At 38.5% G+C, this 22,743-nt stretch carries 18 protein-coding genes and 1 tRNA gene; 13 read left to right on the forward strand and 6 right to left on the reverse strand.

What is annotated here, in order from left to right:
• The 5 genes from ASU31_RS24545 to ASU31_RS24565 all read right to left on the reverse strand — a co-directional run.
• The coding region (locus tag ASU31_RS24545; protein WP_280739893.1) for a glycoside hydrolase family 2 protein at positions 1-1,906 on the reverse strand (1,906 nt) is incomplete at its 3' end.
• Between the two features lie 188 nt (positions 1,907-2,094).
• Positions 2,095-4,911 (reverse strand): glycoside hydrolase family 95 protein, encoded by a 2,817-nt coding sequence (locus ASU31_RS24550; protein ID WP_057934887.1) that lies wholly within the window; start codon positions 4,909-4,911, stop codon positions 2,095-2,097.
• A 1-nt stretch (position 4,912) separates the two neighbouring features.
• Positions 4,913-6,499, reverse strand: coding sequence for a glycoside hydrolase family 28 protein (locus ASU31_RS24555; protein ID WP_057934888.1), 1,587 nt, complete (start codon positions 6,497-6,499; stop codon positions 4,913-4,915).
• A gap of 232 nt (positions 6,500-6,731) precedes the next feature.
• Positions 6,732-8,282, reverse strand: coding sequence for an MGH1-like glycoside hydrolase domain-containing protein (locus tag ASU31_RS24560; RefSeq protein ID WP_057934903.1), 1,551 nt, complete (start codon positions 8,280-8,282; stop codon positions 6,732-6,734).
• Positions 8,283-8,284: 2 nt separating this feature from the next.
• Positions 8,285-11,020: an alpha-d-galacturonidase gene (locus ASU31_RS24565; protein WP_057934889.1), complete on the reverse strand. Its 2,736-nt coding sequence runs from the start codon at positions 11,018-11,020 to the stop codon at positions 8,285-8,287.
• 269 nt (positions 11,021-11,289) lie between these two features.
• Here ASU31_RS24565 and ASU31_RS24570 point away from each other — a divergent pair, with 269 nt between their 5' ends.
• The 5 genes from ASU31_RS24570 to ASU31_RS24590 all read left to right on the forward strand — a co-directional run bounded on the left by ASU31_RS24570 (position 11,290) and on the right by ASU31_RS24590 (position 15,692).
• Complete coding sequence (locus ASU31_RS24570) at positions 11,290-12,054, forward strand: SDR family NAD(P)-dependent oxidoreductase (RefSeq protein WP_057934890.1); 765 nt, start codon at positions 11,290-11,292, stop codon at positions 12,052-12,054.
• 33 nt (positions 12,055-12,087) lie between these two features.
• Positions 12,088-12,942, forward strand: a complete 855-nt coding sequence (locus ASU31_RS24575) for a fumarylacetoacetate hydrolase family protein (RefSeq protein ID WP_057934891.1) — start codon at positions 12,088-12,090, stop codon at positions 12,940-12,942.
• A gap of 2 nt (positions 12,943-12,944) precedes the next feature.
• Positions 12,945-13,274 carry an L-rhamnose mutarotase gene (locus ASU31_RS24580; RefSeq protein ID WP_057934892.1) on the forward strand — a complete coding sequence of 110 codons (330 nt, stop codon included), beginning with the start codon at positions 12,945-12,947 and terminating at the stop codon, positions 13,272-13,274.
• Between the two features lie 11 nt (positions 13,275-13,285).
• A complete protein-coding gene (locus tag ASU31_RS24585; protein ID WP_057934893.1) occupies positions 13,286-14,107 on the forward strand; it encodes an amidohydrolase family protein in 822 nt (273 codons plus the stop codon).
• A 415-nt stretch (positions 14,108-14,522) separates the two neighbouring features.
• Entirely contained in the window at positions 14,523-15,692 is a 1,170-nt protein-coding gene (locus ASU31_RS24590; RefSeq protein ID WP_057934894.1) for an alpha-hydroxy acid oxidase, read from the forward strand.
• Between the two features lie 156 nt (positions 15,693-15,848).
• Here ASU31_RS24590 and ASU31_RS24595 read toward each other — a convergent pair whose 3' ends face one another.
• Positions 15,849-17,000, reverse strand: a complete 1,152-nt coding sequence (locus tag ASU31_RS24595; RefSeq protein WP_057934895.1) for an aldose epimerase family protein — start codon at positions 16,998-17,000, stop codon at positions 15,849-15,851.
• Between the two features lie 190 nt (positions 17,001-17,190).
• On the opposite strand from ASU31_RS24595, the gene ASU31_RS24600 reads away from it, so the two are divergent.
• The 8 genes from ASU31_RS24600 to ASU31_RS24635 all read left to right on the forward strand — a co-directional run.
• On the forward strand, positions 17,191-17,862 hold the full coding sequence (locus tag ASU31_RS24600; protein WP_057934896.1) for an HAD family hydrolase: 672 nt from the start codon (positions 17,191-17,193) through the stop codon (positions 17,860-17,862).
• Position 17,863: 1 nt separating this feature from the next.
• Positions 17,864-18,562 carry an NUDIX hydrolase gene (locus tag ASU31_RS24605; RefSeq protein WP_057934897.1) on the forward strand — a complete coding sequence of 233 codons (699 nt, stop codon included), beginning with the start codon at positions 17,864-17,866 and terminating at the stop codon, positions 18,560-18,562.
• Between the two features lie 191 nt (positions 18,563-18,753).
• A tRNA-Lys gene (locus tag ASU31_RS24610) sits at positions 18,754-18,826 on the forward strand.
• Between the two features lie 247 nt (positions 18,827-19,073).
• Entirely contained in the window at positions 19,074-20,285 is a 1,212-nt protein-coding gene (locus ASU31_RS24615) for a site-specific integrase (RefSeq protein ID WP_057934898.1), read from the forward strand.
• An 83-nt stretch (positions 20,286-20,368) separates the two neighbouring features.
• A complete protein-coding gene (locus tag ASU31_RS24620; RefSeq protein ID WP_157258285.1) occupies positions 20,369-20,857 on the forward strand; it encodes a DUF6922 domain-containing protein in 489 nt (162 codons plus the stop codon).
• A complete protein-coding gene (locus tag ASU31_RS24625) occupies positions 20,815-21,519 on the forward strand; it encodes a nucleotidyl transferase AbiEii/AbiGii toxin family protein (RefSeq protein WP_057934900.1) in 705 nt (234 codons plus the stop codon). Before ASU31_RS24620 ends, ASU31_RS24625 begins: the two co-directional genes overlap by 43 nt.
• Positions 21,520-22,047: 528 nt before the next feature.
• Complete coding sequence (locus ASU31_RS24630) at positions 22,048-22,488, forward strand: gamma-glutamylcyclotransferase family protein (protein ID WP_057934901.1); 441 nt, start codon at positions 22,048-22,050, stop codon at positions 22,486-22,488.
• Between the two features lie 2 nt (positions 22,489-22,490).
• On the forward strand, positions 22,491-22,743 hold a 253-nt coding region (locus ASU31_RS24635), incomplete at its 3' end, for a 4-fold beta flower protein (RefSeq protein WP_057934902.1).

Raw genomic sequence — 22,743 nt, forward strand, 5'->3', positions numbered from 1 at the left:
CGCAGTTAGAATAAACCACAATACTGTCTTTTATCCCTGGTTTGTTCCAACGGTTTGGCCAGGTATGCGAAACAATATATACCATAGGCTCAGTTTGTTTTGGGGCATAATTTGCCCTGAACATATAGAATACATCCGTGGGTTCTTCCCAAGGCGTAAACATGCCCTTATAATTTACCGGGCCAACCCGATCTAAATCTCGTAATCCTTCTCCCCCTTGTACCCTTCCCGGGTTATCGTGTGAGCTGTACAACCAGAAAAAATGACCAGCGGTTTTATCTTTCACCGATTCGGCCAGGCGAACTTTTGTTTCCATCAGATCGGTCATTTTATTTTCGGTATAACCTTTGCCATTGTCATCCGTATCATGAAGATCAATAGTTCGCCAGGCACCGTATTCGCCAACCAAAACCTGCCTTTGAAGGTCTTCTCCATAAGTTAACGGATTACCGCCATAAGTGCCCGTCCAGTTTTGAGGTACGTCCCAATCCGTTCCTTTACCGCCATTACAGGTAGTCACTTTTCTCTGTGATGAAGCTGTTGGATCCAATTTTCTGATCAGTTCGGTACATTCTCTTGCGAAATCTTCTGGCAGGGTGCTTTCGTTTTCCAATCCCCATAACACCACCGCCGGACTGTTCCTGCGTTCTTTTACCCAGTCTGTTAGAAGCGATTTAAAATTCTTCCGGAATTCCGGCGTATCGTACCAGATGTGAGCAGCCATTTGGGTCCAGCATAAAATCCCTTCCTTATCCCAATAATCGGAATACAATAAATTGTGTGGTTGATGTGCATCGCGGAAAGCATTAAAACCTGCAGCTCTAATTTGCTTAACTCTCGAACTGACCTGTTCGTTGCTAAAAGCATGGCTCTGGCCGATCAAATGCTCATATTCTGCAATACCATTAATAAAAACCTGTTTACCATTTAATAGAAACTGTTTCTGGTTCGCTTGTTCGCCAATAGGCCAACTGATCCAACGGATACCGTAAGGTGTTTTCAGTTCATCTACAATTTTTCCATTCTCGATGATAGTGGTTTGTAGAGTATAGCGATATGGATTTTCTAAAGACCAAAGTTTAGGATTAATGATTTTATCGGTCTGCTGATCAATCTGAACTTCTTTGCCAACGGGAAGAATTATTATTTTCTTTAATTCTTTAAACTGCTTTCCATTTTGATCTAGTAATCTGTTGATTATGGATATCTTTTTAGGCTTTAAACTATAGTTTTTAACTGTGGTACTCAGATTCAGAATAGCCGACTTTTCTGATATTTTATTATCGTTCCAAATGTGGATACCAAAAGGTTCAACGCGGATATCATTAGTCACAATTAAATGTACCGGACGGAAAATACCCATGGGCTGCGAGCCTTCTGAAAAACCCCGTTCGGTAGAGCAGCCGCCATCAACCCAGGGTAAATCCTGGATATTTGCTGGATGATCGGCCCGAACTGCCAGGATATTTTCCTGATTATTCAACTTAACTGCAGCAGTAATGTCTAATGTAAAAGTTGTTCTGCCTCCAGCATGATAGCCTACTTTTTTACCGTTTAACCAAATCGTGGCATAAGAACCTACACCTTCAAAATATAGAAAAAATCGTTTTCCCTTCTTAATTTCATTGCTTAAAAAGGTTCTCCGGTACCAGGCATAACCATGTCTATTACCATGAAGTTTGCGTTGATAACCTTCATATTGGTCCCAGTTATGCGGAACGTTTACTTTTTTCCAGTTTGTTGTTTTATAATTTGCCTCCTGAAAGCCATCATAAGCGTTGCTATTTTTCTCATCGGCGATACTGAGCCAATTGGCGTTTAATAAAATATCTTTCCGGGTTTGGTTTTGTGCATAGAGTGAACTTGCCCCATAGAAATTGATGAAGAATAACAACAGTAAAAGCAACTGTTTAAATTGAATTCTCTTTGGTTCGTGGCGAAACGAACCAAGGCACCTAGCCAAGGTACGTGTCACCACGAACCTCTTCGGGAAATTTCGCGGGGATGTGTTCAGGCAAATCTGGCGTGTGTTAATCCAGGCTAAAACTGATGAAATCTTCTCCCGCTCAGCCCTTTTAGATTTCGTAAGTTGATTCATCTCGCTTTCAGATCTCCATTTAAATTATAGGTTTCGCCAACTTTAGTTTCGAACGTAACGTTGTTGTTTTTGTAACGGATTTTACATGGCCCACCTGTTTTGGATTTTATGGTAAGTGAGGTCAATACACCCTTATTCCATGTTAAATCCAGTTCAAATCCACCGCGTGCCTGTAAACCTTTAATTTCTCCGTTGGGAATTGCTGCTGGCAAAGCCGGTAAGATATCCAGATAGCCCTGATGGCTCTGTACAATCATTTCGGCGATTCCGGCTGCACCACCAAAGTTTCCATCTATTTGGAAAGGCGGATGCGCATCGAAAAGATTCACATAAGAACCTGCCCCATTATTGGCTGGTTTCATTAACATTTTTACCAGTTTCATGGCATGATCACCATCTTTAAACCTGGCCCAGAAATTAATCTTCCAGGCTAAACTCCAGCCTGTAGCATCATCTCCCCGATACAATAAGGACTGTTTTGCCGCCTGCATCATCTTTTCGTTACTATCCCAGGTAATATCATTTCCAGGATACACCCCCCATAAATGAGAAACATGGCGGTGTTTACTTGCGGTATCATCTACATCTGTTAACCATTCTTGTAACTGCCCGTATTTGCCTATCTGATTTGGTGCTAACTGTTTAACCTTTTCCGTTAGCGATTTTCTAAATTCGGCATCTACATTAAGCGTTTCGGCTGCTGCTATGCAATTTCTGAAAAGCGATCTGATAATCTGGTGGTCCATTGTTGGGCCAGCCACTAAACCTCCATTTTCTGGCGAATTAGATGGCGTACTGATCAACCAGCCAGTTTTAGGATCTTTCACTAAAAAATCTTCATAAAACAAAGCAGCTTGTTTCATTAAAGGATAGGCTTCGCTTTCCAGAAACTTAAGATCTTTACTAAACTGGTAATGTTCCCATAAATGCTCACTTAACCAAGCACCTCCACTTACCCAAATACCATGATTTGAAGCGTTGATGGGTGCTGTTCCATTCCATAAGTCGGTATTGTGGTGTAAAACCCAACCGCGGGCATTGTAATATGCTTTTGCGGTTTCGGCTCCGTTTTTTGCCAGTCCTTTGATTTTGTTGAAAAGCGGCTCGTTTAAGGCTGATAAATTAAGGATTTCAGTCGGCCAGTAGTTCATTTCCAGGTTAATATTGGTGGTATATTTGCTTCCCCACGGTGGCGTAAGTAAATCGTTCCAAATCCCTTGAAGATTGGCTGGCTGAGTACCAGGCCTGGAGCTGGAAATCAACAAATATCTTCCATACTGCATATATAAGGCTGCAAAAGCAGGATCGTTCGCAGTTGCAAATTTTGCTAGTCTTTCATCTGTAGGAAGGTTCTCATTATCTGATCGGCCAAAATCGACACTAAAAGTATTGTAATAGCTTTGATATTCTTTAATGTGCTTCTGTTTGATTTCGGTATACGTTTTACCCTTTAATCCATTCAAAGCTTTAATGTTTGCTGTTGACGGATTTCCGGAAACATCCTGCGCATTGATAAAATTCGTTCCAGCCGCTAAATAAAGTGTCACCTCATCTGCCTGATTGATGCTGATTTTGCCATTAATCATTTTCACAGATCCATTTTTGATTAAAGCTGTTAACCGGCTTTCTCCCTTAATCGCGCCGTCTTTTACCTGAATAGATAAAGCAATTACATTATTCGCTAAAGTTTTCACGGATGATTTTCGGTGGGCACTGGAAAGTTCAGCATCGAAACTGATGGATGCTTTTTTATCGGCCGTTAAATGGATTATTACAGCCTGATTCGGTTGACTTGCAAAATACTCACGCTGATAATTTACACCATTTAGTGTATAAGTGGTTTTAGCAACCGCTGTACTGATATCCAAGGAACGCTTGTAATTAGTTACAAGCGATTTTGTTTGTTTAAAATATAGATTCAAATCACCAAAAGGCTGATAACTTCCCTGGTATTGCGGAACTGCTGGCGGGTTTTCATCCTGGATTTTATATTTCCAATCTTTAACTAACGAAATGCCCCGCTCTATACTTTCGCCAACAGGATAAATGCCAATCTTTTTTGTGGTGTCTTTATAACCAGCCAATCCGCCTTTATCGAAATAATTAAGCACCTGGATAGCAATTACATTTTTACCTTTTTTAATCAGTCTTGCAGGAACAGTATATTTTCTTGGCTCCGTATTATCTGTATTACCAATCAATTGACCGTTTATATAAGTAAAATCCTGATCACGGATGCGGTTAAGATCGAGTACAAGATCTTTTCCTGCCCAATTTTCGGGCGCATCAAAAGTGGTTCTGAACCAAACGGCTCCGTCTAAATTGGCTAAGCCTACCGTTTCCCAGCCTTCGTAGGCAGGTACTTTTATTGTTTTCCAAAGTTTATCTTCAAAATTGGCTAGTGCAGGATTTCCTTTTAAACCTTTCCCAGCCTTAATTTCATTTACCCAAACTTTCCTGTCGCCAGATGTACTTTGCAAGCCCATAAAATGTTCTTGTGCTAAAGCTTCTGCTGCTGCCTGTTTTCCTTCAAAAAGTAATTTCCTGATTTCAGGCAGGTATTGATAGGCACCTTTTCGGTTATAATCCCTAGGTTTACCCGTCCAAACGGTTTCTTCGTTAAACTGAATATGATCTGCAGCCGTTCCAGCGAAAATCATGGCGCCCAATCTACCATTTCCGATTGGTAAAGCATCAGTCCACTTTTCTGCAGCCTTAGTGTACCATAGAGTATGGTTGTTTTCTTGTGCGTAGCTGCCAAAATGCGCAGTCAATATTAAAAATGATGTGCTTAATAAAAGTTTAAACCTCATATTATTGTCCTTTATCGCCTGAAATAATCTCAATGTTACTGTTTACTTCTTTTTCTTTTTTAACTGCCTCTTTCACTCGCCTAAAATTATTATTTCCCAAGAATATATTTTTAGTCTCGGCCCCGTTTAATTTCAAATAGGTAACAGTTCCTGTAACCGGAAAAGCATTATACAGGAACAGATCAGATACATTAGTGATATCAATTACAGCCGCATTGGCATGAGGTTTATTACTTTTTAAACCATCAACAATTAAATTATTCACCTTTAATGCCTTTATCGATGCACCTAATTCGGTATTCACCGTAACGTTATGAAACTCAATATTACTGGAATTTTGAATAGAAAAACCAGTTTTGGCATCCATATTAATATCATTGAAGGTAATATTATCAATAGGCATTTCTTCTAACCCATTTAAATAACCTGCCTGGTTAACCCGGCCTGTGATATTACTGAAATGAATATTCCTAAAAATCGGTGTACGATCAGAAACGGGTTCTACATTCGTCTTCGCATATTGCATATCGAGTACAATCGCCTGATCTTTAATATTTTTCATGATGATATTACTCACTCTGATCTCTTCAACAACACCACCTCTTCCACGGGCTGTTTTAATGCGGATCCCCCTATCCGTTCCGTCGAAGACACAGTTCGAGATGGCTATTTTACGTACATCACCCGACATTTCACTGCCAATAACCACTCCACCATGACCTGATAACATGGTACAATTGGTAATCACGTAATTTTCTGCAGGAACAGCCATTTTTCTGCCTGGTGCATCTTTACCCGATTTGATCGTGATACAATCATCGCCCACACTGATGTGGCAATCTGAAATGTGCACATTTTTGCAAGATTCAGGATTAATGCCGTCTGTATTCGGCGAATGGGGATTGTTGATGGTAACGGCATGAATTTTAACATTTTCGCAGAACTCGGGATTTACGGTCCAAAAAGGCGAATTGCGGATGGTTATTCCATCGATCAGTACATTTTTACAGAACATTGGTTGTATAAACGGCGGACGAAGAAAACCACGTTTCATTTGCTTAGGATCATCCGGCAAAATAATATCTTGGTTTAAACCATCAAATGTGGTTTGCCATTTCGATCGCGGTTGCCCTTCCTTATAACCTTCTACAAAATCCCACCATTTTTTACCATGTCCATCGATAATTCCCCTACCAATAATCGAGATATTCTCCGCTTTATAAGCATAAAACAAAGGCGAGAAACTGGTTACATCAACACCTTCGTAACGGCTTTTTACCATAGGTAAATAATCGTCAAAATTATCGCTGAAATGTAATTCAGCACCTGCATCAATTAATATGGTGATGTTGCTTTTTAAATGGATAGCGCCGGTTAGGTATTTTCCCGCAGGAAAATAAACTGTTCCGCCTCCCGCTTTTGATGCCGCTTCTATCGCATTTTTGATTGCTGTTGTAGCCAGTTTACTGCTGTCTTTTTTTGCGCCGTATTTAATTACGTTGTAATAAGACTGGGCTTTTGCAGTTAAACCGATACCAAAGGCAAGAATAAAAATTAAAGCTTTAATAATATTGATGGAATGTTTCATTTGGTTATATTTTATTGTTTTTCCGTCATTGCGAGGCACGAAGCAATCTTACTACTATCGCTAGGCATAATAACTAACGCTTTAGGGTTGCTTCGTGCCTCGCAATGACCATCAATTTCCATTTTAAGCCCACATCGTCCTCGTTTGTAACGAGGATGCGTGAGAATGGCGATTTCATCGCCTCTTGATCAATTTTATTTCGGTCTGTGAGGACACAGACCAAGGTATTTCATTAATTCATCTGTACCTTTAAAGGCTTTAAATCCTTCCCTTTATAAATTTCTTTACCATCTGCAAACACCAGCAATCCTTTGCCTTTATTATATTTTTTTCCGGTTTTATCCCACAAAATAGTCAATGTTTTATGGTGATACGAAACTTGATCTAACATGAACCAATCCCACTGTTTTTTAGGGATTAATGGCGATATTTCAAGCACATTATCCTGACGTGGTTTTATTCCGATCAGGTCATTGATGATTAGATCATTAAAAGTAGAATGATTGTAAAAACTGCTCCTTGGATTATCACCTTTTAACCATTCTCCGGTTTTTTCATCCTGATACTCACCGATGTAAGGTTTTCCGTTTTTAATATGAGATGCCGCATACTGATGAAGTTCCTTGTAAAAGACTTCGGCAGTCATTTTACCATGCTTTTTATAATTGGTTAACAGATTGGCCAATCCTTTTAACGTTTGTGAGCTGGCAAAAGGCCAAAGTGCACCATCCCATTCGCAGCTATGCCCTGTTCCCCTCGTTCTAAATGTTGGGTTTCTTCTTTCAGCCGTAGTTAAGCCCCAGGGTGCTTTAAATCCGGCGGTATCCAGTAACTGATCCCAGGCTTTTGCATATTTTGACTGATCGTCAGGCAAGTTAAATTCCCACGGCGTAAAACCGATGGCTTCTCTAACATCCGATGAACCTCCTTTGGCTTTTCTTGTTTCGAAAAACAAAGAAGCAGCATTCCATAAACTATCCTGAACCAGCTTTTTGAGTACAGTTGCTTTGTTTTTGTATTTATCAGCTAAGGTTTTATCACCTAAAAGAACCGCAATTTTATCTAAAGCCATAGCATTGCCATACATATAGCTGTTTATGGTTGGCCGCTGGTTCTGGTCTTTACGTGAACCACTGATCGATTCTTCCATGCCATCTTTAACATCATGTTGCCAGAAAAGACCGTTTTTAAACTGCCTTTCGGCTTCCCATTTGCCATAATCTTTATCCAACGCAGGCAAAATTTCCTTCAAAAATCCCTGATCAGGCTGAACCAGATAATTCTGATAAACTGCATCATCTACCCAACTGCTAAATTGATGGAAACGTTGTTTGGTTTGGCCAACATCGGCATGGTAAAGCCAGAATTTGATGTAATCTTTTAAATACCGATTATCCTTTAACCACCTGCCTTCGTAAATATGGTGACCTAATGCACAGCTAATAGAATTATACTTCCCAGCATGTTTAACTGGTTCGATAAATTCGGTAAAAATGAATCCTTCAGGAGTTTTAACCAAATGTTTGCGGTAAGTCCACCAGCGGTAATAATAGTTTTGCTCCAATACCGAATCGGGGCATTCGAATAAAGGTATCTGCTCAGCTAACCATGTAAAGGCTTCAGCATTGGGCACATAGTTTTTCACGGCCTCTGTGTCGATCGAATTGAAATATGTGACATATTTATTCAGCTTTTCGGTACCCAGAATTGATTTCTGCTGTGCAGAGCCCGTGATTGTCAGCGCCGACAATGCTGCTGTTACAATTAAATTTCTTGTATTCATCATTATTCAAATAACCAATCGATGTCTTTTCCCCTACCATCTAAACCTGCATTAAAAATCCGCAGTTCCTGTTTGTCATCAATAAACCCCAAAACCAGACAGGCCCCTTTACCTAAATTTAAAGTATGTGTGCCTGCAGGGAAAGAATAAGCATGGACATTTACCGGTGGAAAACCATAAGGCACTAAGGCATTTGATATTTTAATCTCCGATTGACCATAATTGTTGGCACTCGCATCTGTTTCCAGCTGTGGAGGAGCAAGGTATTGAGGATCTTTCTGATTAAAAAAGCCTATCAGCAATTTTACAGGTGCTTTGGTGCTGAATTTAATTTCGGTCCCAATTTTAATTTGCTTTTCCTTTGCCAGCTTAATTCCCTTTAAACCCACCAACTGCGCTGCAACTTCTTTAATCTTAATTGCAGTATCTGCAAAAAGTGGTGCATCTTTGGCTATCACATAACTTTCTGTTTCGTTTAAAACTTTAACATCAGCACTTTTATAAGGCACAATTGCAGCAACCGTTCCCTGTTTTATTGATTTCAGAGAATCGATGCTGCGTTTGAAATGATTAAGTTCCTTGGTAAAAACGGGTAACATCTCTTTCCAGTGGATAAAAGTTTTATCTACACCACGCATCGGGATTTTGCGCTGCTTGGTTTGCATGCTATTGGCGTACAGGTAACTGTTTTCCGTCAATTTAACCAGTTTAGCATAATGATCTACGCTTTTTTGGAGAAAAGGTAATGCCTGTTCCAAGTCAGCTACCTGGTTCGAATTTTTATATCGCAGTATCCACAGGGCTGCCTTAACTTTTTCAGCATAAAAATTAGCCATTTCATCATAACAATAGATATCATTTCTAAGTCGCTTAAACTCTGCAGTATCTTTTGTTATGCCGGGTGCAGCCTCATTAATAGATTGAATGGCTTTTTTGCCATGTTCAACCACTTCGCGTGCCACCTGAACCGGGGTTTCTCCAATATGACCTTGTTTCTTCCACTCTTTTTCTGCGTATTCGATAATCATTTCGCCTTCTGGCGCTTCTGATTCGTACATTAAGGTAAACAAGCCATAACGGAACGGATTAATGAGCTGCGTCATCAGCATGCCCAGGGTTAACGTTTGTCGGTTACCATCGGTAATGCCGTACCTGCGCAAAAGTTTGGGTGATATCTCACCCGATTCTTCATAGGCATTCAGAATAGCTTTACCTCCAGTTAAATTAGCACCATATTTATTAGCCAGCTCATTTCCCCAATAGTTAATTTCTTCACTACGGTCTCTCTGCGAATTCCACGAATATCTTGCCCATTCCTTGTACCAGATCCAATCGCGGTCTACTTCCAATAACCTTCCTTTTACCTCATCAGCCGAATAAGGCCAATCCCAGTAACTGGTTTGAGGATATAAATGCAAACCTTTTGCACCATAAATCTTGTTCATCGCCTGAACTGATTTCTGGATAAAGTCTGCCGAACCATAGCGAAAAGGCTCTAGATTAGCTAAAATATGCACGTTAGAGATATTGATCGTACCAATAGCGGCTAATTTCCTGTTTAAATCGGCCCATGCCCCACGAGGGGTATAAGTAGTTAAAGCCTCACCATTAAACTTATTTTCGGTATATAGATTCTTATATAAAGGTAGAGCAGCTTTCATCACACTTGGTGCATCGGTATCATGTGCACGCAATACAATCGGAGGTTCTTCCTTAATGCCGGCTGCTTTTAATCCATCTTTCACCCCGGGAATAATCGTTTTGGTAAACCAATCAATATCATCCTGACCAACACCCTCCATTGCCTCACCCAAAGCCACCATTAAACCAACGTTTGGGTACTTCTCTACAAAAGATGAAATCGATTTTCGGGTATAATCAGCAATTAAAGGAATAATCGGACGGTTCCTGTCTTGTGTTTTTAAGCCGTGTTTATCGGCAAATGGTTTTGGAATAATAATATTGTAAAACATCTGGATCACCCAGATGCCGCGTTTATCAGCTTCTTTGGTTAAAAACTGGAAGATTTCTTCATTCTTTTTTAAAGTCGCATCATCCACCTCTACTGCATAAGGATAATCTTTCAAGCGCAGCAGCGAAGAAAAAGGATGTCCGTTCCATAAATAAAGCGAATTATAGCGGTTTTCGACCATCATATCCAGGTACTTAATCCATAAAACTTTATCGTAAAGCCACGGGAAAGTTTCTGGGGTATAAGGATATTCATAAACATCATGACCGGGCAGGTAATCAGGTTTCTGTAGACCGATACAGGTACCTCTTAATACCATTTCAGGCTGGTCGGAAAGGGCTATCTGCCTAGGTAATTTACCACTGCTCTTGATTTGATCGGCAAGTTCAATACATCCGTACAGCGCACCCGATGCATCGTTGCCAACAATATATAGCATTCCGTTTTTCCCTGTATAGATATGAAAGCCTTCTTTTTTTGTCGTTGAAATCCTATTTTTAATCTCTGCCGGAAGATTATTGACAAAAAGTTTATCCGAAAACACACCAATCGCAATTGCGTTATAAGTAGTGCTAAGTTTGTCTTTTTGTTCAATTTTTGTTGAGTAATTCAGCTTAGCTAAAGCTTTTGATAGCTTTTTGGCACCAAAACGCACACGAACATGATTTTCCGTAGAAATTACAATCGTTTTCGGCACCCGAACACTGGCATTAGAAAATGATATCGATAGAAAATAACAGGAAATAAAAATCAGAAAATTTCTCATTCAAATTGGCTCTAATAACAAAACCTGTAAGCTAGGTTTTTATGTAATATTTGGTTAATATTTATTTTTAAATATAAATGTAATATTCAAATATAAGTAATAATACCGAATGGCTTTGTAAAATTTATGCAAGGTAAGGCCATTGGAATATCCAGAATGGCGTATGACAATATCTGTTAATATTTAGACAAGAAGATAAAATTTTTAATCAACAATATTTATTTTATTTGTATTCGTATTCTAATCAATTATAATTTATAATCATATACATGTTTTCACTAAAAAACAAAAAAGCCGTAGTTACAGGCGGGGGAAGCGGCATAGGAAAAGCTATTGCTACCATTTTAGCTAAACAGGGTGCTGAGGTGCACATCATAGAATTGGGAACAGAACACGCCCAGGATACTTTAGATGAAATTAAAACAAATGGTGGATCAGCATTCAGTTATGGATGTGACGTTTCAGACCATAAAGCGGTTCACGAAGTTTTTAAACAGATCGGAAATATCAATATCCTGATCAATAACGCGGGCATTGCACATATTGGCAAAGCAGATACTACAGATGAAGCTGATTTTGATCGTGTAATGCGCGTAAACGTGAAGGGCGTTTATAACTGTTTGCATGCTGCCATTCCACAGATCCGTTTATCTGGCGGAGGTGTAATTATCAATATGGCCTCAATTGCTGCATTAATTGGTCTACCTGACCGTTTTGTTTATAGTGCTGCAAAAGGTGCTGTAAAAGCAATTACCATGAGTGTAGCGAAAGATTATATCGGCGAAAACATCAGGTGTAATTCAATTTCGCCAGCAAGGGTTCATACCCCATTTGTTGATGGCTTTTTACAGAAAAACTATCCGGATAACATCCCCGAAATGTTCGAAAAGTTATCTAAAACACAACCAATTGGCAGAATGGCTAAACCAGAAGAGGTTGGTGCCCTGGCTTTATACCTATGTAGCGATGAAGCCTCATTTATTACAGGTTGCGATTACCCAATTGACGGTGGATTTACTACCTTAAACAATTAATAAATATTTTCAAATACAATAAAGAATTTTATAATGAAATTAATACGATTTGGCGAAGCCGGAGCTGAAAAACCTGGGGTAATTATAAACGATAATTATTTCGATGTTTCTGCATTGGTTAAAGATTATAATGAAGAATTTTTTGGTGGCGATGGTTTAGAGAAATTGAAGACTGCTATTCAATCTGCTGATTTACCACAGGTTGATAAAGGTGTACGCCTTGGCCCTGCTTTGGCCCGCCCTTCTAAAATAATCTGTGTGGGTTTAAACTATAAAGACCATGCTGCAGAAACCAATGCCCCTATCCCATCTGAGCCCATTTTGTTTTTCAAAGCTACTTCAGCCATTGTTGGACCAAACGATGACCTGATCATTCCAAAAAACAGTAAAAAAACCGATTGGGAAGTAGAATTAGCGATTGTGATCGGTAAAAAAGCAAGTTATGTTGCTGAAGAAAATGCTTTAGACCACATTGCTGGTTATGTTTTGCATAATGATTATAGTGAGCGCGAGTTCCAGATCGAAAGAAACGGACAATGGGTAAAAGGAAAAAGCTGCGATACTTTCGCGCCTATCGGGCCATTTATCGCCACTCAGGATGAAATTGCCGATGTGCACAATCTTCGCCTTTGGTTAACGGTGAACGGAAAAACCTTGCAAGATGGTAATACCTCAAATCTGATTTTTAATGTTCCGTTTATGATTGCTTACATCAGTCAGTTTATGACGCTTTTACCAGGAGATGTAATTACGACTGGAACACCTGCTGGCGTAGGCTTAGGTCAAAAACCTGAACCCTGGTATTTAAAAGCTGGTGATGTGGTAGAATTAGGTATTGACGGCTTAGGCTCGAGCAAACAAACCGTTAAAAACTATAGTGGAAACTAAAAATGAAAAGATACTGTTTAACACTCGATCTTGTAAATGATGAAAAGCTGATAGAAGCGTATAAGCAGTATCATCAGTCGGTTTGGCCTGAAATTAAAGAAAGCATTACTTCATCTGGCATTGATGATCTGGAAATCTATTTATTAGGAAACAGGCTGTTTATGATTATGGAAGTGAATGAAAGCTTTTCTTTTGAGGAAAAATCGAAAGCCGATTTAGCCAATCCAAAAGTGCAGGAATGGGAAAATTTGATGTGGAAATTCCAGCAGGCACTACCCGGTTCTAAACCTGGAGAAAAATGGATGCTAATGGATCAGATTTTTAAACTTTAAATGCTTTTTTTATGATTGATACACACGTACATTTTTGGAATTTTGATCCGGTTAGAGATAGCTGGATAAATGAAGATATGTTTGCCATCCGTAATGATTTTTCTCCAAAAGATCTTACAGCGGTATATCAAGATCTTCAAATTACAGGATGTATTGCTGTACAGGCCAGCCAATCGGAAGAAGAAAACCATTTCTTGTTATCGCTGGCAGAACAAAATGAAATTGTAAAAGGTATTGTGGGATGGGTAGATTTACTCGATCCAAATTTAGACGAACGTTTAACTTACTGGAGCAATTTCGAGAAGATTAAAGGTTGGCGACATGTTTTACAAGCTGAAAACACCGATTTCATCCTGAACAAAAAGTTTATTGCGGGTATTAATCTTTTAAAAAAATACAGTTACACTTACGATTTATTGTGTTATCACAATCAATTAGCTGATATTATCAAAATGGTTGATCAAATCCCTGATCAACCATTTGTATTGGATCATTGTGGCAAACCAGATGTAAAAAGCCAGGATTTGAAATCATGGGCGGCAAATATTAAACTATTAGCTTCAAATCCAAATGTAAGCTGCAAAGTTTCTGGCTTATTGGCTGAGGCCGATTGGAAAAACTGGACTGAAAAAGAACTTTTTAATTGTTTTGATGAGGTGTTTGAACATTTTGGCCCTGAAAGGGTAATGTATGGCAGTGATTGGCCGGTAATGCTGATCAGCAGGCCTTACCAGGACTGGTTTAATTTAGTTGCTAAGTACACTGAGCGATTTTCTGCAGAAGAACGTAAACTAATCTTTAGCGATAATGCTAAGGTTTTTTATGGAGTTTAGTTTTATGAAACGGCCGTCATCTCGACTGGAACGCAGTGGAATGGAGAGATCTATTGTGTATGAAAGATCCTGAAATAAATTCAGGGTGATGATGTGCTGGAACGATCATCTCGACTCGACCATAACAAAATGGCGAAATCTTTGAATCTGTCATGTCAGTTTAAACAGATTTCTCGACTTCGCTGCACCCGATAGCTATCGGGTCCGCTCGAAATGACGGATTAAGTTTATAGCTAACGCTCGTTTATAACGATATAATCGTTTTGCTATTTATGCACTCGTTTGGAAACGAGCGCAAACAAATTCCAACATAAAACAATAAGTACAAAATAGCAGATAGAGCAGGATGGAAAATATAATATAAAATATTAGTTTTCGCTTTCTAAAATAGAATCTGACCATTACAATATTAAATATGAGTAAAAAAATTACATTCCCATACAATCCTCAATTCCCTTCTGTGGCCGACTTAAGAAAAAAGGCAAAATCAAGGATTCCTAAATTTGCTTTTGACTACCTGGAGGGTGGTTGTAATGAGGGGCTTAATTTATCGAGAAACGAGAGCGATTTCGACAATATTTACCTTAAACCGAATTACTTACGTGTTGGTGGAGATATCGACATGTCGGTTGAATTATTTGGCCGTCGTTACAGTGCTCCATTTGGCGTATCTCCGATTGGTTTGCAAGGTTTGATGTGGCCTAATGCACCCGAAATTTTAGCTAAGGCTGCCGCTAAAGCCGATATTCCTTATACATTAAGCACCGTATCCACCAGTAGTATCGAACGAATTGCCGAAGTGTCTGAAGGAAAAGCATGGTTTCAATTATACCACCCTACGGAGAATAGCTTGAGAGATGATATCTTAAATCGCTTAAAAGCTGTCGAATGCCCGGTGTTAGTTGTTCTGGTAGATGTGCCTGCATTTGGTTTACGCTATAAAGAAATTAAGAGTGGATTATCCATTCCACCAAAAATGTCAATTAATAATATCTTGCAGGCTTTTGCCCGTCCGTTATGGGGAATTAAAACCCTGCAACATGGAATTCCATCGTTTGCTACCTTAAAGCCTTACATGGAAAAAGGCATGGACATGTCGCAACTGGGACAGTTCATGAACAAAACATTTACCGGTAAGGTTGATATTGAAAAGGTTGCTGCCATTCGTGATCTTTGGAAAGGACCTTTAGTACTGAAGGGAATCGCAACTGATGAAGATATGCAGGCTGCTATCCAGATCGGTGCCGATGGTGTGATTGTTTCCAATCATGGCGGCAGACAAATTGACGCAGGCGAATCCTCAATCAATTCACTGATCAAATTGGCGAATAATCCACTATACAAGTCAAAATTGAAGATCATGTTAGATGGTGGTATCCGTTCCGGCGTTGATTTAGCAAGAGCACATGCAGTTGGCTCTGAATTCAATTTTATGGGCCGACCTTTTATGTATGGAGTTGGCGCTTTAGGTAATGAAGGAGGCGATCATACCATCAATATGTTCAAAACTCATTTATACCAGATCATGCAACAATTAACCATTGAGAAAATTACACAATTTCCTGATCGGTTATTAAACCCTTAAAGCGGAATTTGCATTAAAATAAGAGGTTGTATCATAAACATAGTTTCTCCAGAAATTTGTCACGTTGAGCCTGTCGAAACGCCGTAAAGGTGCATTAGTAGGTCCTTCGACAAGCTCAGGATGACAATTCTATATTTATGATACAACCCGTTAACGTTATTTCAAAAACTTGTATGTTGTGCTTGTTTTATAAGTTTCACCTGGTTTAAGTACTGTCGAGGCAAAATTTGCATGGTTTGGTGCATCAGGAAAATGTTGTGTTTCTAAGCAGAAAGCTGAACGGTGAGGATATGATTTTCCACCTTTACCATCCTTATCAGCACCTGTTAAGAAGTTGCCGCTATAAAACTGCAGGCCTGGTTCAACCGTATAAACTTCCATTGTTATTCCTGTAACCGGACTTTTAACGGTTGCAATAGCCGTTTTGCCATCATGGTGGGTCAATACAAAATTGTGATCGTAACCTTTGCCGAACTTTAACTGCTGATCATTTTCTTCGATCGATTTTCCGATGGTTTTCGCTTTGTTGAAATCGAAAGCTGTTCCAGCTACAGGCTGCAATTTACCTGTTGGAATAAGCGTAGAATCTACTGGTGTGTAGGCATTTGCATTAATCGTTAATTCATGATCCAAAATCGTGTTGTTGCCTTCACCATTAAGGTTGAAATATGCATGATTGGTTAAATTTACAACAGTAGTTTTATCAGTAGTAGCTAAATAATCAATCTGTAAAGCATTATCATCAGTTAAGGTATAAGTTACCTTTACATCTAATTTCCCTGGATAACCTGCTTCGCCATCATTTGAAACATAACTCAACTCTAATTTCTGTCCATCTAATTGTTGAGCATCCCAAACTTTCGAGAAAAAGCCATCTGTACCACCGTGTAAGGTATTAACGCCATCATTAAGCTGTAAAGCATATTCTTTCCCATCCAGGGTAAATTTACCTTTACCAATACGGTTTCCGTATCTGCCAATTAAGGCACCAAAAAATGGCTCACCTTTTTTGCGATAAGCCCCCACACTATCATAGCCTAAAACCACATCAGTTAACTTGTTGTTTTTATCTGGAACTAAAAGCGATACTACCCTCCCCCCGTAATTGGTGATGGAAACTGAAGCACCTTGTTTATTTTTTAAAGTATAAAGCTTCACACTTTTCCCATTAATAGTAGTGGTATATTTTAACGAATCAGTTTGCTCGGTTGTTTGTGCCCCTTTATCTGATTTTTGGTTACAAGAAGTAAAAGCAACAGCTAAACACAATGTAGCGAAGGGCAAGGCCTTAAGAAATATTTTTTTCATGGATTAAAAATTTGTGAAAGCGGATCTGCAATTGTGCACAAAATTAGATACGGCTTCATATTGATTTATTTTTGGTTAAGGCTAATGTAGGAAAAAAATTATTAACGTTAAAGTAACGATTATACTTATTTTTTCATAATATCGGTAAGGATTCTCAACAGTAAAAAAAATCACATAATTTAGCAGCCATATGCATAATTTAAATTTCAAGCCAAAAGCTTTTCTTTTTGATTTGAACGGCACTATGATTAATGATATGGAATACCATACTTTAGCCTGGTACAGCATCATGACGGAAGATTTAGGTGCCAAACTTGATTACGAAAACGTAAAAAAGGAAATGTATGGTAAAAACCACGAAGTTTTAGAACGCGTTTTCGGAAAAGATAAGTTTAACGCAGAAGAAATAGAACGCCTTTCTATTGATAAAGAAAAGCGTTATCAGGAAGGCTACATGCCACATTTAGCGCTGATTGAAGGGCTGGATCATTTTTTGGAACGCACAAAAGAGGCCAACATTCCAATGGCGATCGGATCTGCTGCGATACCTTTTAATATAGATTTTGTAGTAGATGGATTGAACATCCGTCGTTATTTGGATGCAATAGTTAGTGCAGATGATGTAAAAACAAGCAAGCCAGATCCTGAAACGTTCTTAAAGGCAGCAGCAGCATTAAATATTGCACCGGCAGATTGTCTGGTTTTCGAAGACGCACCAAAGGGTGTAGAATCGGCTTTAAATGCAGGTATGCCTTGTATTGTATTAACCACAACACATACTATCGAAGAATTTGAAGGTTATCCGAATATCTTGGGTTATATTACAGATTATAACGATGCTAAATTAAATACGCTATTTTAACATGGGAAAATATTTAAATCAAAAACCTGTTCTTTTTGCAGTAGACTGCATTATTTTTGGTTATGACGGCGATCAGCTAAAACTTTTGGTAATAAAAAGGGCAATAGAACCTGTAAAGGATAAGTGGAGTTTGATGGGTGGTTTTATTGGTGAACGTGAAGATCTTGATGGTGCCGCTAAAAGGATTTTATTGGAATTAACAGGATTACACGATGTTTACCTGGAGCAACTTCATGCTTATGGTAGTCCTGATCGGGATCCTATCGAACGTACGGTTTCAGTAGTCTACTTTGCACTGATCGATATTAATAAATATAGTAAACAGATCAATGATCAGTACCATGCCGAGTGGTTTAAGCTAAAAGAGGTTCCCGAATTAATTTTCGACCACGATATAATGGTTAAGGCCGCTATGGATAAAATCCGTTATCAGGCAGCCCTGCATCCTATTTTATTTGAGCTTTTACCAAAACGGTTTACTATACCGCAATTGCAGACTTTATACGAGCAGGTTTACGATTCGCCTATAGATAACCGGAACTTTATCCGTAAGATTACAGCCAGTGGATTGTTAATTAAACAAGCCGACAAGGACAAATCAAGTTCGCGCCGTGGGGCCTTTTATTTCAAACTGGATAAAAACAAACACAAGGCACAGTTTCAGTCTTTTCTCAATTTTATCCCAAAAGCGAGTGAATAGGCAATGATTTGAGAAAATGTTACCCATTTAAAAATAAATTTTAAAATTCTTTTTGGGCTTACAAAATTTAAAATCAACCAGTTAGAAGCGCTAATTTTCATGAACTAAAAAAACAATAAAAACATTTTCAAAAAATGTTTGCAAGAAAAGGATAAATCCCTATATTTGCACCTCCTTAAACAAAGGGAAATGATTCCGTAGCTCAGCTGGTAGAGCATTACACTTTTAATGTAGTGGTCCTGGGTTCGAATCCCAGCGGGATCACAGAAAATAGTATCAAAACTACGTAAAAGCTTGCAAATCAAATGATTGCAAGCTTTTTTGTTTTGGTGGAAAATCTAAAATACTCACCGATTCTCATATTAAAAGTGTGTAATTCGGTGAGTAATTTAGGTACTAAAAGAACTCACCGAATTATATATAACCACTTGTTTAACAAGTCGTTCGAGCATCGAACATCTTGACGTTTTCAGACTGCAGGGCTAATTTTGTTAACCTTAATTCAGTTTATATGAAAACTAATTTTAGCTTGCTTTTTTATCTTAAAAAGCAGAAAAACTATCGTGGCGGCCATGTGCCAGTTTATTTAAGAATAACTGTAGGCGGAAAAAGGTCAGAAATGACCAGCGGGCTTGAATGCAATCCCGAAAAGTGGAATACCAAATCTGGTAGACAGGATGGAAAAAAAGAAGATGTAAGAAGCTTTAATGCTTACCTGGACAATCTCCAGTCAATGATCAACCAGGTTTACAGGGATCTTTTTGATGCAGGCGAGGTTATTACATCCGAAGGCATCAAGTGCAGATTTATCGGGCGGGACGTCCGGAAGCATACCTTGATGGAAGCCATCAAAGTTCATAACGAAAAAATGGAGGCTTTGGTGGGAAAGGAATATGCCATTGGTACCTTGAAGCGATTTCAGGTTTTGGAAAGGCATCTTGTCGCTTTCATGAATGAAAAATACAAGATAACAGATATCAACATCAAAAATATTAACCATGCGTTTATAAGAGATTTTGATTTTTTCCTGAGGTCAGTAAACGGTTGTGCCAACAATACCACAGTAAGGTATCTGAAAAGTCTTGGTAAAATCCTACGCATTTCTTTGAGCTTAAAATGGATAGACAGCGATCCAATGTTTGGATACAAACTAAAGAGTAAAAACGTAGAGCGTTCATTTCTTACAGAGGATGAATTAACTAAAATTTCAGAAAAGCAGTTCTTAACCGAGCGACTGAGTCAGGTACGGGACGTTTTTATCTTTTGCTGTTTCACGGGACTTGCTTATTCTGACATAGAAAAGCTGAGCTTATCTAATATTAAAACAGGTTTAGATGGCAAAAAATGGGTTTATATAAACAGAACCAAGACGGGAACGCGTTCTGCTGTTCCCCTATTGACTCCTGCAATCGCAGTATTGGAAAAATATATCGATCATCCCTATTGCATCACCAAAAACAGAGCATTGCCAGTCTCGAGTAACCAGAAGATGAATGAGTATCTAAAAGAAATTGCTACTGTGTGCGACATTGATAAACCTTTAAGCTCACATATTGCAAGGCATACATTCGCTACTACTGTTACCCTTCTTAATGGGGTGCCAATGGAAAGCGTATCGAAGATGCTTGGACATACCAATATCAGGACTACCCAGATATATGCAAAGGTCTTGGACATAAAGGTAAGTGCAGATATGGCGATTCTAAATGATAAATATTATTAGATAGATCAACAACAACTGACAAATATTTAAAAATATTAGGCATTAATTCCTGTTTTAGTTAGATTTGTAGGATGTTAAAGGAATTGAACAAAAGAGTAATCGTTGTGCATTGGAAAAGATTCGCCAGTACAGATATCGATGTGTTTTCAAGTCTCAAGGGATTTTGCGACAGCTACCCTACCTATAACTATCATACATTGAACAATTATCTTTCCAAAAAAAAGATTCCATTCGAAAACGATGAAATCAAAATTGAAAGACAACCATTGATACAAAAGGTCAGAAGACCAGACCTTCCAAAGGTATTGTTCTGGGATTTTGATTTTGATAAACTGGACTGGAACAGAAGTTATAAAACAATTATCGAACGTGTTCTTGATAAAGGCAGTCAAAGGGACTGGGAAGAGATGATCAGATTTTATGGTAGAGAAAACGTAATCCGGGCCCTCAAAGAAGACATCACCTATCTTACTGATATAACCATGGAAGCCGTTTGCAAATATTTTCAGTTGAGCAAAGAAAAACTCAGATGTTACACAAAGAAACAGTTACACCAGGGACACTGGATCTAATCCAGACATTGATGCAAGACCATCAGCTCAACTCCTTTTACCTTGTTGGAGGTACCGCACTATCTTTAAGGATCGGACACAGGGAATCTATAGATATCGACCTTTTCAGCTCTTCGGACTTTGATGGTGATGGACTCGCCGTACACTTAAGGAACAGCTATGGCGCAGATGTAAAACGCCACAAGGGCAACTATGTAAGTGGTAGTATTGGCGAAGTTGATTTTGATTTTATTTCGCATAAATACCCGTCTATCAAACCAGTAGAAACAATCGAGGGCATAAGGATGATGTCCAATCAGGATATATCGGCCATGAAGATCAATGCAATTGTGAATAGCGGACAAAGGATCAAGGATTTTATCGATATGCATTACCTTCTAAAAGAAATGCCTTTGGATGAAATATTGGATTACTACTGCCAGAAATACCCAAATGTCGATCCCAACACCGCTAAGTCATCCCTAGTGTACTATAACGATATCGACTTTAATGTTCCCGTAAAACTGATGGATGGAAAGCTAAAATGGCAGGATGTGCAGAAAAGCATTTTAAAGGCAGTAAGTGAATACACCGGTCTACTAGAAAGTAGGGAATTGTACCGTAAGCTTCAGGAAGCAAAAAATAACCAGAAAAATGACCGTGGCAGAGGGATGAGTCGCTAGATTTTCACAATAAGATAGCTTATCACAATTTTTGATAAGCTATCTTATCTTAAGGTACCAAATTGGCACCTTAAGATTATGAAGGTATTTTAATTATTCGAATGCAAAGTACTCATGTGTCGACATAACACTATAGCTAGGAAGCGTTTATTTAAATTATGGGAATGGTCGGCGAACATTCCAGCTTTTCATTCCACTAATCGATGCTATTTCGTACAACTGCACTCAACTATTATTGCTTGATAGCTGGTTGTATTTATTAGTTAATTACCCTATTTTAGATCATTTTTTTAACGCTATCTCTCGTTTTAACCGTTCCATTAACAAATTTACGGTTTCCCATATTTGGAGCCAGTGGCTTAGTCTTAGCTTTGTAGACTTGAAATTATTAGCTCCAACCTATGGATTATACGGCTTATATTTAAAATCATAAACAGATTTTATAGTTAGTAACTTTTTACCAGATAAACCCAACTAAACTGTCAGGTATATTATTGACCTTTAAAGTATACTTTAATTTAAAAAAATATGAAATATTTCGCATACGGCTCAAATATGGATAAAAATAGGATGATAGAAAGGAAAATAAACTATACATCAAGAAAATTTGCTAGGCTTGAAAATCATAAACTAGTATTTAACAAAAAAGCAAAAGATGGCAATTTTTCCTACGCCAATATAGAGTTTTCAGTGGGCAAATTTGTGGAAGGGGCTATTTATGAATTCCCTGATTTTGAAATCTCGAAACTTGATAAAGCCGAGGGTTTTCCAAAACATTATAACAAAGTCGATTTTGTGGTCAATGACCACAACAATAATCCCGTAAATGTAGTTGCTTACATTGCCCAACAAGATATGATAGTGAATGGGTTGTTGCCAACTTCATCATATCTTAATCATTTGCTAGCGGGGAAGGATATTTTGACGGCCGAATACTTTGAAACTTTACTTAATACTAAAACTATATAATTATGCCTTATACATTTTACGACAGAAATGGAACACCGTCAATTTATACTGACGATGATAAACATCTATTTGATTACAACGGCAACCCAATTGCTTATATCAACGATAATTCGATTTACAACTACGCTGGCAGACATTTAGGTTGGTTTGAAAATGGTTGGATAAAGGATTCCAAAGGTAATTGTTTTCTCTTCTCTGAAGTCGCTACAGGAGGGCCTCTTAAACCATTGAAGAAATTAAAGCCACTTAAAGGGT

The organism is Pedobacter ginsenosidimutans (assembly GCF_001442625.1).
Classification (GTDB): domain Bacteria; phylum Bacteroidota; class Bacteroidia; order Sphingobacteriales; family Sphingobacteriaceae; genus Pedobacter; species Pedobacter ginsenosidimutans.

What these genes read in the sequence shown, in the direction of transcription:
- ASU31_RS24550 (WP_057934887.1), bottom strand. Translation starts at nt 4,911, where the DNA reads ATGAGGTTTAAACTTTTATTAAGCACATCATTTTTAATATTGACTGCG.
- ASU31_RS24565 (WP_057934889.1), bottom strand. Translation starts at nt 11,020, where the DNA reads ATGAGAAATTTTCTGATTTTTATTTCCTGTTATTTTCTATCGATATCA.
- ASU31_RS24590 (WP_057934894.1), top strand. Translation starts at nt 14,523, where the DNA reads ATGAGTAAAAAAATTACATTCCCATACAATCCTCAATTCCCTTCTGTG.
- ASU31_RS24575 (WP_057934891.1), top strand. Translation starts at nt 12,088, where the DNA reads ATGAAATTAATACGATTTGGCGAAGCCGGAGCTGAAAAACCTGGGGTA.
- ASU31_RS24605 (WP_057934897.1), top strand. Translation starts at nt 17,864, where the DNA reads ATGGGAAAATATTTAAATCAAAAACCTGTTCTTTTTGCAGTAGACTGC.
- ASU31_RS24595 (WP_057934895.1), bottom strand. Translation starts at nt 17,000, where the DNA reads ATGAAAAAAATATTTCTTAAGGCCTTGCCCTTCGCTACATTGTGTTTA.
- ASU31_RS24570 (WP_057934890.1), top strand. Translation starts at nt 11,290, where the DNA reads ATGTTTTCACTAAAAAACAAAAAAGCCGTAGTTACAGGCGGGGGAAGC.
- ASU31_RS24580 (WP_057934892.1), top strand. Translation starts at nt 12,945, where the DNA reads ATGAAAAGATACTGTTTAACACTCGATCTTGTAAATGATGAAAAGCTG.
- ASU31_RS24630 (WP_057934901.1), top strand. Translation starts at nt 22,048, where the DNA reads ATGAAATATTTCGCATACGGCTCAAATATGGATAAAAATAGGATGATA.
- ASU31_RS24625 (WP_057934900.1), top strand. Translation starts at nt 20,815, where the DNA reads ATGTTACACAAAGAAACAGTTACACCAGGGACACTGGATCTAATCCAG.
- ASU31_RS24555 (WP_057934888.1), bottom strand. Translation starts at nt 6,499, where the DNA reads ATGAAACATTCCATCAATATTATTAAAGCTTTAATTTTTATTCTTGCC.
- ASU31_RS24560 (WP_057934903.1), bottom strand. Translation starts at nt 8,282, where the DNA reads ATGAATACAAGAAATTTAATTGTAACAGCAGCATTGTCGGCGCTGACA.
- ASU31_RS24585 (WP_057934893.1), top strand. Translation starts at nt 13,286, where the DNA reads ATGATTGATACACACGTACATTTTTGGAATTTTGATCCGGTTAGAGAT.
- ASU31_RS24600 (WP_057934896.1), top strand. Translation starts at nt 17,191, where the DNA reads ATGCATAATTTAAATTTCAAGCCAAAAGCTTTTCTTTTTGATTTGAAC.
- ASU31_RS24615 (WP_057934898.1), top strand. Translation starts at nt 19,074, where the DNA reads ATGAAAACTAATTTTAGCTTGCTTTTTTATCTTAAAAAGCAGAAAAAC.